Source organism: Sedimenticola hydrogenitrophicus, from assembly GCF_029017505.1.
GTDB classification, from domain to species: domain Bacteria; phylum Pseudomonadota; class Gammaproteobacteria; order Chromatiales; family Chromatiaceae; genus Sedimenticola; species Sedimenticola hydrogenitrophicus_A.
In genome coordinates this window covers 61,868-74,790 of the sequence record NZ_JAQGEI010000019.1, presented here as the reverse complement: position 1 = coordinate 74,790, position 12,923 = coordinate 61,868, and the positions used below count along the sequence as shown (strand labels likewise).

Annotated in this window: 9 protein-coding genes; 5 read left to right on the top strand and 4 right to left on the bottom strand. The window is 60.6% G+C overall.

All coding sequences use genetic code 11. From position 1 onward, the window contains the following. Nucleotides 1-46 precede the first annotated feature (46 nt). Entirely contained in the window at nt 47-1,897 is a 1,851-nt protein-coding gene (locus O9K64_RS13230) for an aldehyde ferredoxin oxidoreductase family protein (RefSeq protein ID WP_275098551.1), read from the bottom strand. A gap of 15 nt (nt 1,898-1,912) precedes the next feature. Beyond that, entirely contained in the window at nt 1,913-2,395 is a 483-nt protein-coding gene (locus O9K64_RS13225; protein WP_335342294.1) for a 4Fe-4S dicluster domain-containing protein, read from the bottom strand. Nucleotides 2,396-3,016: 621 nt separating this feature from the next. Between O9K64_RS13225 and O9K64_RS13220 the strand changes: the two genes are divergently transcribed. The 4 genes from O9K64_RS13220 (at nt 3,017) to glp (ending at nt 6,675) form a co-directional block, all read left to right on the top strand. Next, nucleotides 3,017-3,823, top strand: a complete 807-nt coding sequence (locus O9K64_RS13220) for a substrate-binding domain-containing protein (protein WP_275098550.1) — start codon at nt 3,017-3,019, stop codon at nt 3,821-3,823. Between the two features lie 7 nt (nt 3,824-3,830). Then, a complete protein-coding gene (locus tag O9K64_RS13215; protein ID WP_275098549.1) occupies nt 3,831-4,532 on the top strand; it encodes an ABC transporter permease in 702 nt (233 codons plus the stop codon). Then, entirely contained in the window at nt 4,529-5,254 is a 726-nt protein-coding gene (locus tag O9K64_RS13210) for an energy-coupling factor ABC transporter ATP-binding protein (protein ID WP_275098548.1), read from the top strand. The genes O9K64_RS13215 and O9K64_RS13210 overlap by 4 nt, the downstream gene beginning before the upstream one ends. A 155-nt stretch (nt 5,255-5,409) precedes the next feature. Then, nucleotides 5,410-6,675 carry a gephyrin-like molybdotransferase Glp gene (gene glp / locus O9K64_RS13205; RefSeq protein WP_275098547.1) on the top strand — a complete coding sequence of 422 codons (1,266 nt, stop codon included), beginning with the start codon at nt 5,410-5,412 and terminating at the stop codon, nt 6,673-6,675. Between the two features lie 217 nt (nt 6,676-6,892). On the opposite strand, the gene O9K64_RS13200 is transcribed toward glp, so the two are convergent. Together O9K64_RS13200 and O9K64_RS13195 are read right to left on the bottom strand one after the other, a co-directional pair. Then, nucleotides 6,893-7,375, bottom strand: a complete 483-nt coding sequence (locus O9K64_RS13200) for a GNAT family N-acetyltransferase (RefSeq protein ID WP_275098546.1) — start codon at nt 7,373-7,375, stop codon at nt 6,893-6,895. Between the two features lie 367 nt (nt 7,376-7,742). Continuing rightward, the gene (locus O9K64_RS13195) at nt 7,743-12,005 is read right to left on the bottom strand and encodes a PAS domain S-box protein (protein ID WP_275098545.1); all 4,263 of its coding nucleotides are present in this window, start codon (nt 12,003-12,005) and stop codon (nt 7,743-7,745) included. A 466-nt stretch (nt 12,006-12,471) separates the two neighbouring features. Between O9K64_RS13195 and O9K64_RS13190 the strand changes: the two genes are divergently transcribed. After that, nucleotides 12,472-12,855: a glutaredoxin family protein gene (locus O9K64_RS13190; protein ID WP_275098544.1), complete on the top strand. Its 384-nt coding sequence runs from the start codon at nt 12,472-12,474 to the stop codon at nt 12,853-12,855. Nucleotides 12,856-12,923 lie beyond the last annotated feature (68 nt).

Genomic DNA, 12,923 nt, shown 5'->3' with positions numbered 1-12,923 from the left:
AGGAGAGCAGCGACGGGCTACTCTCCCCTGTTTCACCCCTGATGGTTTATGAAAGACCGAGATTCTGCAGGGTGTCCGAAGTCGGCACGCCCTCCTTGGTCCAGCCACGCAGCTCGTAGTACTCGGGCAGCATCTGGTCCAGCCCATTCACCTTTCCCTTCGCCGGTCCGCTGGTGGCCGGTTCGGTCAGCATCCGCTTCGGCAGGGTGTCGTCCTGGGCGGTAAAGCCGGCCGCCAGGTTGAACTGGCGCTCCAGGTTCCAGATCCGTTCGCCGGTCTGCGCCAGACGTTCCAGGGTCCATTCCCCCTCGCAGGCGGCATCGATCTGGGGATAGAAATCCTCCAGGGTCCAGGCGAAGGTGGTGAACAGACAGAGGCCGCTGGAATCCACCGCCGCGGTGGCATCCTGGAACGCCTTCACCAGCCCCGCCTTGCCTCCCGTCACCAGCGGATCGGTCTTCTCCGGGATGCCGAGGATCTCCGATGCCACGGTGTAGCTGCGCAAGTGGCAGGCGCCCCGGTTACTGGTGGCATAGGTGAGCCCCATGCCCTGGATGCCGCGCGGATCGTAGGCAGGGAACTCCTGTCCCTTGACGCTCATGGAGAGCTCCGGATGGCCATATTTCTCGCACAGCCGCTTGGAACCCAGACCGAGAATCTTGCCGAAACCTTCATTTTTGCCCACCTGCTCCGCCATGGTGGTGAGCGCCTCCGCGGAGCCGAAGTTCAGCTTCACGCCACCGGTATCCGCGTCGGTGATCACCCCCTTTTCGTAGAGCTCCATGGCGGCCGCCAGGGTGGCGCCGAAGGTGATCGGATCGAACCCCTGTTCATTGCATATGTAGTTGGCGAAGGTGAGGGCATCCAGGTCATCCACCCCGCAATCGGCGCCCAGCGACCAGGCATTCTCATACTCCAGGCCACCCGAGGCACCCCAGTACTCGGGGCGGTTCTTGACCGTGTAGTGCTCCTTGTCGATCCGTGAGATACGGCCACAGGCGATGGTACAGCCGAAGCAGGCCTGGTTGGTCACCAGATTGGTCTTGCCGTCACTGGCACGTGGCTCATGCATCGCCTCGCCGGAGATCTTGGAGGCGCCGTCGAACTGCACCGCCGAGGAGTTCCGGGTGGGCAATGCACCCACCTCGTTGATCACGTTCATCAACACCTGGGTACCGTAGGTGGGCAGGCCCTGTCCGGTCACCGGATTCCCCGCCAGGATCTTTTTCTTCTCGGTGACGGTCTGCATGAAGCGCTGCGGATCCTTGACCGAGACCCCAATGGTGCCGCGCACGGCGACCGCCTTCAGGTTTTTCGACCCCATCACGGTGCCGACTCCGGAACGTCCGGCTGCCCGGTGCAGGTCATTGACGATGCAGGCGTACATCACGCCCTCTTCGCCGGACCGGCCGATGGCGGAGATCTTCAGTTGCGGGTCCTGATGCCGGTCATGGAGGATCTTGTCCGCCTCCCAGACGCTCTTGCCCCAGATCCCGTCCGCCGGGATCAGCTCGGCCTGATCATCGTTGATATAGAGGTAGACCGGTTTTGGCGCCTTGCCTTCGAAGATGATCATGTCCCAACCGGCGAATTTCAGCTCCGCACCGAAGTAGCCGCCCGAGTTGGAACAGGCGATGGCCCCGGTGAGGGCGCCCTTGGTGACCACCGAGTAACGCGCACCGGTCGAAGCAGCCGTGCCGGTCAGCGGACCGGTGGCGAAGATCAGTTTGTTGTCCGGCGACACGGGATCGACCTTCGGGTCGACCTCCTCCACCAGATATTTTGTACCCAGGCCCCGCTGCCCCAGATAATCCGCCGCCCACTCCATGTTCAGCGGCTCAGGGGTACAGGTGCCTTCGGTCAGGTTTACACGCAGGATTTTTTTCTGCCAGCTCATGATCTGCTCCCTTGTCTATGCTCGTGCCGCGGATTGGTTATCGGTGCGGGAGGCCCAGGCGCGCATCCTGTCGTAGCCGGTACCCTCCGCATCGATGTAGGTGATGGCCTGGGTCGGGCAGGCCTTGGCACAGGCGGGATCACCGCCACACAGATCGCACTTGATAACCTTGCCGGTGACGGAATTGTAATTGATGGTGCCGAAGGGACAGGCGATGGTGCAGACCTTGCAGCCGACACAGAGTGCGTCATTCACCATCTTGGCGCCGGTTGCGGCATCCAGACTGATCGCCTCTGTCGGACAGGCACTCATGCACCAGGCTTCATCACACTGGGTGCAGGTGTAGGGAACGAAACGGCCCTCGGAGTGAAAAGTAAATACCTTGATACGGGATTTTGCTGGGTTGAACGTGCCTTCATGCTCGAAGGAGCAGGCCATTTCACACTGTAGACAGCCTGTGCATTTGTCCGGCGAGATATAGAGTGACCTCTGCATCATTGCCTCCTCTGAATAGTTATATGCTTAGTGCTATATTGCGAGTCTGTCCGGCGCTGCCACGGAACCTGAAGCGATAGAAGCCGATCGTTGCCAGGGCTTTTGTCTACTTCGATTGTGTCTGTTGATTCCAAGCTAATCACCTGCACACACGACAAAGGGCCAGTACGGATAAATCCGTTCTTATACTTTAGTATTATTGTTGATGCGATGAGCCTCCTTTTTCCCGCGCTTCCTTTCGATTCTGTTTTTTATTGGTTAAAAGAATATAGAAGAAGAAACCCAAATTTGCGAGCCAGGATGGGCGTTAAGTTACTTATTTCGTTATGTTTTCTTATGCATAACGTTTAACACGGCTCCTTTGAGCAATCACTGACTGACCCGGCCTCGTCCGTGGCCCGAACAGTTACTATAGAAACTGTATGGTTGTTATCGATCGTTGTTGTCGGCAAACGTTATGTGCTATAAAACATAGCGCCGCAGGGGTTCGTCGTTATCATTACATTCGCAATGCCCCGAGCGTTGATTCGCCCAGATCAATGACAAACGGATGCCACCTCCCACGGTTAATCATGCGGAGCGGTCACCGTGTCGCCACCGATAACAAAATAAGGATGAGTACCCATGTATAAAAAAATCCGTCTGTTGTTCTCCCTCTGCCTGTTCTGGTCGCTGGCACTTGCCGTCCAGGCGGCGCCTCTGCGCCTGGCCACCACCACCAGCACCCAGAACTCCGGGCTGCTGGAGATCCTGTTGCCCGCCTTCCAGGAGCAGACCGGTATCGAGGTCCATGTGATCGCCGTCGGTACCGGCAAGGCACTGAAGATGGGCCGCGACGGTGATGTGGACGTGGTGATGGTCCACGCGGTGGCCGCGGAGGAGCAGTTCGTCGCGGATGGTTTCGGCAGCGACCGTGTCCAGTTCATGTACAATGATTTCGTGCTCGTCGGACCCGACAGCGATGCGGCCGGTATCAAGGGCGTCAAAACGGTGACCGAGGCGTTGAAGAAGATCAGCAGTTCCCGGGCCAGATTCATCTCCCGCGGCGACGACTCCGGCACCCACAAAAAAGAGCAGGCGCTGTGGAAGGCTGCCAATATCCAACCGGGTGGGGGCTGGTATATCGAGGCCGGACAAGGCATGGGCAAGGTGTTGCAGATGGCCGGCGAACTTGACGGCTACACGCTCACCGACCGCGGCACCTGGCTGGCCTACAAGGGTAAGGTGGAGTTGTCCCTGCTCAATGAGGGTGATAACAAATTGAGCAATCCCTACGGTGTCATTGCGGTCAACCCGGCCAAACATCCCGACACCAACTATGCCGATGCCAGGAAACTGATCGATTGGGTCAGCTCGCAGGCGGGTCAGGAGCTGATCCGGGACTACCGTCTGCATGGCGAGCCGCTGTTCATTCCCCTGTTGTTGAAATAGGCCAGCTATGGAATCACTGAGCGCTGCAAGTTACCAGGCCCTCTATCTGCTGTTCACCGGAGATAGCGCGCTCTGGGCCATAATCGGCATCTCTTTCAGCGTCTCGGTGCGCGCCCTGCTCTATGCCGCCCCGTTCGGCATCCTGACCGCCTTCCTGCTGGCCTACTTCTCATTCCCCGGCCGACGGCTGCTGGTATCGGTATTCAATACCGCCCTCTCCATCCCCGCGGTGGTGGTCGGACTGACGCTCTACATCCTGCTCTCCAAGTCGGGACCGCTGGGCGATTGGCGGCTGCTGTTCACCCAGGACGCCATGATCCTGGGGCAGATCTTTCTCTGCTTTCCGCTGCTGGTGGCCATGGCCCACTCCGCCCTGCAAGCCTCGGATCGCCGCGCCTGGGAGACGGCCCTGACCCTGGGCGCCAGTCCCTTGCGGGCGCTGTTGACCATCCTGCATGAGACACGCTTCGGCCTGATCGGCGCGCTGGTGGCGAGTTTCGGACGCATCATCGCCGAGGTGGGCAGCTCCATGATGCTGGGCGGCAACATCCTCAACTACACCCGTAATATCCCCACCGCCATTGCGCTGGAGACCAGCAAGGGGAGCTTCGCGGAGGGCATCGCGCTCGGCCTGGTGCTGCTCTCCCTGGCGCTGTTTCTGAACATCCTGCTCGGCCAGGTGCAGGGCAAGGGTGAGGTGATCCAATGATACCCGATACCCCCCAGCCCTGGCTGAAGCTCGAACGGCTCTCCTTCAACCGCGGCGAACGAACCATTCTCAAGGATATATCGCTGGATCTGCGAGCCGGCGAACTGACCCTGCTGACCGGCCAGAACGGGTCGGGAAAGACCACGCTGCTGCGCATTCTCGCCGGCCTGCTGAAACCCCACCAGGCGGGATTTCAGTTTGCCGGCAGCCACCGGAAATGGCGCCAGAGCTACCGCTTTCTGCGCGAACAGATCTGCTACCTGCACCAGCACCCCTATCTGTTCGACTGTTCGGTGTATGACAATATCGCCTACGGCCTGAAGCGCAAGAAGCTGAGCCGCCAGGCGATCACCACCCGGGTTGGCGAGGCGCTGGAACTGATCTCCCTGGAACATCTGGCGCAGCGCAATTGCCACGAACTTTCCGGTGGCGAGAAGCAGCGGGTCGCCATCGCCCGCGCCTGGGTGCTCTCCCCGCGCCTGATGTTGCTGGACGAACCCGTTTCCAATCTGGACAAACGCTCGCGCGGCATCTGTTACGACCTGATCAATCGGCTGCAGCAACAGCAGATCGGAGTGATCTATACCAGCCATGAACCCCAGGTCGGGCGGCTCAATCTGAGTCGCCATATCCACCTCTATGGCGGCGAGCTGACCATGAAACCGCTGCAGCCGGAAAAACCGATCGTGGTGGAGTTGCACAAGGGGACCTCCGGGTTGTGAGCGATAGGGACTTTGGATGGGGAAGGTTACGCGCACCTGACCGGTAGGAGGCCGCGACCGATCTGTTTCAGAATAGATTGGTTTTCAGGTTCGTTATCCGGTAATTTATCTAGCCCATCGCAACCGTTTTACATACCAGACCTTAGATACCGATCATGACCGATATTAACAAACCCAGCGACTGCTGCATGGACGCCACCGACAGCTCAATCAGCGCCAGCGACGCCCTGCGGATGATCGCGGCCAAGCTCCGACCGGTTGACGGGATTGAGGCGGCCCCGTTGCGCAATGCCCTGGGACGCATATTGGCTCGCCCCATCGCTTCCCCGATCAATGTGCCGGCCTATCGCAACTCCGCCATGGACGGCTATGCCCTGTACGGCAAGGATATACCCCTGGATGGGCAGCGCCGGCTCAGGGTGGTGGGCAGTGCGTTTGCCGGCCAACCCTATCGGGGAGAACTGAACCGCGGCGAGTGTATCCGCATCATGACCGGGGCCAAGGTCCCGGAGACGGCCGACACCGTGATCATGCAGGAGTGGGTGGAGCGGGACGGCGACGAGGCGCTCATCGACGCCCGCGGCAAACCCGGCGCCAATGTGCGCCAGGCGGGTGAGGATATCCAGGCCGGTGCCGTGATCCTGCAGCCGGGAGACGAAATCGGCCCGGCACAGCTGGGCCTGCTGGCCTCGCTCGGCATCCCGGAAGTCGCCGTGTACCGCCGCCTGCGCGTCGCCTTCTTCTCCAGCGGGGATGAGATCCGCAGTATCGGCCAGCCCCTGGAAGAGGGACAGATCTACGACAGCAACCGCTACACCCTGTTCGGCATGCTCAGCGAACTGGGTGCCGATGTGATCGACATGGGGGTGATCGCGGACGAGGCGGCCGCCATCCAGGCGGCCATGACCCAGGCCGCCCGCGAGGCAGACCTTGTGCTCACCTCCGGCGGCATCTCGGTGGGCGAGGCGGACTTTATCGCCGAGGCGATCCCCCAGCTGGGGGAGGTGCATTTCGCCAAGGTGGCGATCAAACCGGGCCGCCCGCTCACCTTCGCCCATATCGGCAACGCCGGCTTCTTCGGCCTGCCGGGTAACCCGGTGGCGGTGATGATCACCTTCCTGCAGTTTGTCCGGCCGGCGATCCAGCGCCTGCAGGGCAAACGCGAACAGTTGGCGCCGACGCTGCGGGTAAAGGCCGGCTCGCCGCTGCGCAAACTGCCGGGGCGCACCGAATTTCAGCGCGGCATCCTGTCGCTGGATGAGCAGGGTGAACTGGTGGTGCGCAGCTCCGGGCGCCAGGGTTCGGGCGTGCTCAGCTCGATGAGCGATGGCAACTGCCTGATCCGGCTGTCCGACGAGACCGGCAATATCCAGCCGGGCGATCTGGTGGAGGTGCAGCCGTTCGACCTGCTGCGACATTGAGCGGGTGCGCGGGAAGCGGAGAAAATCGCGGGGGCTATTCGGAGAATGAATGATGGGTTACGTCGTACCTCCTCCACCCATCCTACTCGTTCCTTCGCAGTCCCGTAGGTTGGGGTGAGGAACGAACCCCAACATCTCGACGCACACACATGAAACCTCGTTGGGGTTCGCAGGCTCACCCCAACCTACGGGCTGCGGACCAAAACTCAAGGCACCATCAACCCAGCCGCTTCTCCCAGAACAGCGCCCGCCCCTTGTCCGGGTCCAGTTCATAGCCGGCGAAGCCGGCGCTTCGATACACCGCCTGGGCGGTCCGGTTGCCCTCCAGCACCTCCAGGGTCAGTTTGCAGCAGCCGCGTGCGCGGGCCTCGGTTTCCACCTGCTGTAGCAGCCGCCGGGCGATGCCCTGGCCCCGGTAATCCGCCAGCACCACCACGTCATGGATGTTGAGCAGCGGCCTGCAGTTGAAGGTGGAGAAGCCTTCGAAACAGTTCACCAGCCCCACCGGGCGCTCCCTGTCAAAGGCCAGAAACACCACCGCATCCCGCCGTTCAGCCAATGCCGCGGGCAGATCGCGACACACCGCCTCGGGCAGCGGCTGGCCACCCCCCATCGGGTCGCGGGCGTAGGCATCGAGCAGCGTCACCAGCGCGGCGGCATGGAGGGGTTGCAACAGGTCGGCTTGTACGATTTCAATCATGATCATCACCCAATGTACCCAGTGGTGGATGCGCTACCGCCCAGATCGGGGTGAGGAACGAACCCCAACATCATGGCGCTCACGCATGAAACCTCGTTGGGGTTCGCAGGCTCACCCCAACCTACAGTCTTGAAAGAGAGGATTTGACTGCTTGATTGACGGGTGTCCGCGGCTATGGATGGCCGCGGCAAGCCCCCAGGGGTGAGCTGCGCAGCAGCGAACGCACACCCAGGGACGGGTGGGCCGGACTTTCATGCGAAGCAGGATGCGTAGCATGAAAGGGTTTACGGCGTCCCGGTAAGCAAGCAGGCAGATCCTCGCCCTGCCCAGAGTTAGTACGACGGCCTGACTCCGCCCCCTCCAATACTCAACGCAGAAAAAACCGCTCCAGTGCCAGGCCGCTAATCGGCTTGCTGAAATAGTAGCCCTGGGCGAAATCACACTTCTCGGTCTGTAGTATGGCCAACTGCTCGGCCGTCTCGACCCCTTCGGCGATCACCTTCAGGCCGAGGCTGCGCGCCATGGAGATGGTCGCCACCACCAGCTCCCGGTCATCCGGGTCGGTGGTGATGTCGCGGACAAAACTGCGATCGATCTTCAGGGTGTCGAAGTGGTAATGGCGCAGATAACTGAGGGAGGAGTAGCCGGTACCAAAATCATCCATGGAGATGGCGATGCCCATATCGCGCAGGCCGTTGAGTATCTCCACCGAGTTGATCTTCTCGCTCAACAGCACATTTTCGGTCACTTCAATCTCGAGAAAACTGCCCGGCAATGCGTACTCCTTGAGGATCGCCTCCACCATGGGCAGGAAGTCCCCCTCCTTGAACTGCATCGGTGAGACATTCACCGCCACCCTGAAACCCTGTTCATTGCGGTCGCGCCAGCGACGTGCCTGCTGTACCGCCTGGCGCAGCACATATTCGCCGATCTGTACGATGCGCCCGGTGCGTTCCGCTATCTCGATGAACTCGGTCGGCGCCACCTGGCCCAGCTTCGGGTTGTTCCAGCGCAGCAACGCCTCGGCGCCAACGATGCCCTGGGTGTAGATGTTGACGATCGGCTGGAACAGCAGGTAGAACTCATCATTCTCCAGTGCCGTATACATCTGCTCCTCGAGTTCCACCCGGCGCGATACATCCTGGTTCATCGCATCGGTGTAGAAGTTGGCGGCATTCCCGCCCACGGCCTTGGAGTAATACATGGCCGTGTCCGCATTGCGCAGCAGTATCTTGGCCGTGTCACCATTTTCCGGGTAGATCGATATCCCGATACTGGTGGTCAGAAGAATCTCCCGGTCGTTCAGGGAGAATACGGTCCTGAACGCGGCCAGGATTTTCTCCGCCACCCGCTGGGCATCGCGCTTTTCATGCAGACGGGAGAGCAGCACGATAAATTCATCTCCGCCCAGGCGTCCCACGGTATCCTCTTCCCGTATGACCCAGCGCACCCGGCGCGCCGCCTCCTCGATCACCTGATCGCCCACCTCATGCCCGAGGGTGTCGTTCACCTTCTTGAAATCATCCAGATCCAGGAACAGCACCGCCGCCTGATGATCCTCGCGCTGGGCGCCGCGCACGATCTGGGAGAGACGGTCCAGGGCCAGGAATCGGTTGGGCAAGCCGGTCAGGCTGTCATAATGGGCCTGGTGCAGGATCTTCTCCTCCTGCACCTTGCGCAGGGTGATATCCTCCTTCACCGCCAGGTAGTGGCGAATCCGCCCCTGGCTGTCGAAGATGGGGGAGATATGTGCATACTCCCAGAACAGTGAGCCATCCTTGCGCCGGTTCTGGAACTCGCCCTGCCAAGAATTGCCGCTGGTTATGGTGGCCCAGAGCTCCTGATAGAATTCCGGCGCGGTGTGGCCCGAACTGAGCAACCGGGTATGCCGCCCCCGCATCTCCTCCGCAGTATATCCGGAGGAGCGCTCAAAGCCCCGGTTGGTGTATTCGATCACCCCGTCCAGGCCGGTGATCACCACCGATACCGGACTCTGCTCCATCGCCTGGGAGAGGGTGCGTATGGTCTCCTCGGTGCGCTTGTGCTCGGTAATATCGGGATAAGTGAAGATAGCGGCGATGTGGCTGCCGTCCTCGCCATAGATGGGGGAGGCGTTGGCCAGCACGAAGGTTTCCAGCCCATCTGCCCGGCGGATGATCATCTCCTTGTTGCGGGTGACCCGCTGCTCCTCCATCGCCCGCACCAACGGGGTATCCTGCACCTCGATGGCGTTACCGTCGGCATGCAGCATCTTCCAGGTGCGGGCCTCCACATCAACCAGCCCACCGTGAACAAAGCGGATCTTGCGCTGCTGCTCCACCGCCGCACCGGTAATCCGCTGCGCCTCCCGATTGGCCAGGGTCAGGGACCAGTCCTCTTTCGTACCCTCGCCCAGAGTGATCGCAAAGGGGGCCTGGTCGATCACCGCGTGCAGCAGGGTGTTGGTACGCTGCAGTCGCTGTTCGGCATCACGACGCTCGGTGATGTCGCGTAGCGCGGTGACCCGGACCATGCGATCCTGATAAGGCATGGCACGGCCACGGATCTCCGCCGGAAAGGTGGAGCCATCCTTGCGCAGTGCCAGCACTTCGTAGGGCTCGCAATAACCGCCCAGCATATTCTGTTTCACCAGCTCCCGTGATTCCGGGGCGAACCACTCCAGGCCGGAGCGACCCAGCGCCTCGTTCAGGGTATAGCCAAAGTGCTTTTCCGCCGCCAGGTTCTGTCCCAGGCAGAGCCCCTCTTCCGATATGAATATCGCCTCGAACGCCGCCTCGGAGAGGGCTCGAAGATGTGCCTCGCGTTGGCCGAGCGCCTGCTTTGCGGCGAGTTGCTCGGTGATGTCATGGGCGATGCCGAACACCAGGCCACCCGCCAGCGGCACCACGCTCAACAGCGCGGTCCGTTCTGTCCCGTCGGGACGGACATAGATCACCTCTCCCATGCCACGGGTTGTATCGAGGCTCTGTGCCATCTCGCGTCGTTCCCGGGCACCCGCCGGACAGACCTCCGATGAAGTCAAGGTAATCAGCTCATCGAGCGTACGTCCGGTCAGCTTCTCGGCGGCCCGGTTGGCATCGAGATAGTGGCCGGTTTCAGGATTCATCAGGAAAATGGCGTCATTGGACTGGGTAAACAGCGAACGGAACCGGGCATCACTGTCCGCCTGCGCCTCCTGGGCATTGACGCGGGTACTGATATCGTTAAAGGTGACCACCGCCCCGACCACCTCACCCTGTCGGCGCATGGGGTAGGCGCGATACTCCACCGGCAGGCATTCGCCCTCGAAGGTGCAGAAGACCTCATGCTCCCGATGCACGCGCTTGTCGCCGTGGATCGCGTTCAGTATCGGTGAATCGTCCGCTGCGTAGGGCGTACCATCACAATGACAGTGATGCACGATGTCGTTCAGCGGTCTCCCCAGCAGATCCTGTTCGCTCCTATAGTTGAGCGTCTCGACACAGGCCATGTTGCAGAAGGTACAACGCCCCTGCAGATCGATTCCGAAAATACCGGCACCGGTGGAGGCCAGCAGCAGCTCGATATGCTCGTGCGAGGCAACCAGCTCATGGGTGCGTGCCGCCACTTCGTCTTCCAGCTCGTGCTTGGCCAGCCTCAGCGCGGTTTCGGCCAGTTCCCAGCGCCTGCCGACACTATTGGCAAACACCAGCCCGAAACCGGCAATACCGAGCAGGATCAGCGCCGTGGTCGCGGTGATGACATTGGAGCGGGGTTGCACCTCGCGCAACAGAGATTCCCGGTCACGCAGGGCAACCATGCGCCAACCCGAGGCCAGCGGTACCGTGAAGGCGTGAAGTACGCTACCCAGGTTGGGGTCCTTCAGTTCCTGATAGCCTATCTCCCCGGGACCCTCGGCCCGGGCGTCCTTCAGCAACCGGCGTATTTCCGGCCGCCGCTGAAACGCCTCCCGCTGGTCGGGCTCCAGCCACTGCTGGCTGCCGTGTGCCACCAGACTGCCGTTACGATCAAGCAGAAACAGCTCATCAAACGCCGCGGAATCGATACTGCGGATCAACCGGGAGAGATGATCCAAGTGAAACACCCCTCCCAGGTGGGCTGTGATTCCGGCCAGTGCATCCCTTATCGCGGTGTTGATCGCCACCGCAAGCTTGCCGTCGGCACCAATAAAGCTGCTGGAGAGCACCGTTTCGCCACGACGCTGCGTTTCCTGGAAATAGTCCCGGTCTCGCATGTTGTACTTGGTGACGCCGCGCTGCACCTCGAACGGCTCGGCCAGGTAGTGATCCCCGTTGGGCGCCAGCATGAAGAGGACGGAAAAATCGGGATTCTCTATCAACAGCCGCTGCAGGATCTGCCGCTTCTCCTGTTCGGAGGAGTCGGCCACGCCGCCGATGGCATGCTCGATCTCCAGGGGATTCGCTAGCTGTTGGAATTGCGGCAGATTGGCGACCAGGCGCAGCACCGACGCGGCCTGTTCTATTTTCTGCTCCACCCGCCCGGCCAGGGTCCTGGCCAACGGCAGATTGTTTTCCTGCCAGCGCTGCACCGCCTCCCGTTCCAGCGCATGATGCAGGTAGATGGAGACCACCAGCACAGTGAATATCGCCACCACACCGCCGATCAGAATCATCCATTTCTGGCTGGTCAAATCCGACCCTGGTAAACCGGTCACTTTCTCAAAACGCATAGGGGTGCAGTAAACAAAGCATTATAAAAACTCGGCGACAGACCTGTTAGCTATTCCACACCTCCCTGGCGAAAACTTTCATTCGGATGTTATAGGAGTCAGGTTAGAATTTCATCCAGGTTGTCCCCGTGTTTTTTTGATTACTCTTTAACCCGCCATCAACAACTGGCAAGAGCCTATCATGAACGCCGCAGGATCGCTGCCATAAATAAGGGGATTCTCCAGACATTTCAATTAGCTAGGCGTCTGTCTGGCTTGACCGATCGTGGCGAGGGAAAGCCAGTTCTGCGACTATCAGCCGCGGCTCCCTCTCCCCCCGGGCATCGCCGCGTGCCCGGCGCGGGCAAAATCCTGATTACTCCATGGTTGAATCGGCGGCACCCCATGATAGGATGCCGCGCCTGATTGACAGTGACCGGAGAAATGAATGGCAATTATTCGCTGGATCCTTGGACGACTGATCCTATTGATCGATGCCCTCACGGCACCACGCGGCGTCAAGCGCGCGTCGGAACTGCAGGAGTCGCTCGACCGACACACCGCACAACTCGCCCTCTACCAGTTCAAGGCCTGTCCCTTCTGCGTCAAGGTGCGCCGTTTTCTGAGAAAACACACACTGAATATAGAGACCCGTGACGCCAAGGGCGATGCACAGCACCGGGAGGCGCTGCTGACGGGTGGCGGAAAGATCAAGGTTCCTTGCTTGCGCATCGAAGATGAACAGGGCGGCAGCCGCTGGCTGTATGAGTCATCCGAGATCATACGTTACCTGGAGCAGCAGTATCTGCAGCCTGCCCCCGCCTCCCGATAACGGGAGAGCGCCTCTCCGCTGTCCGCACCCGTTTAACCTAAATTTCTCATTTCAACGGGTGCAATCGA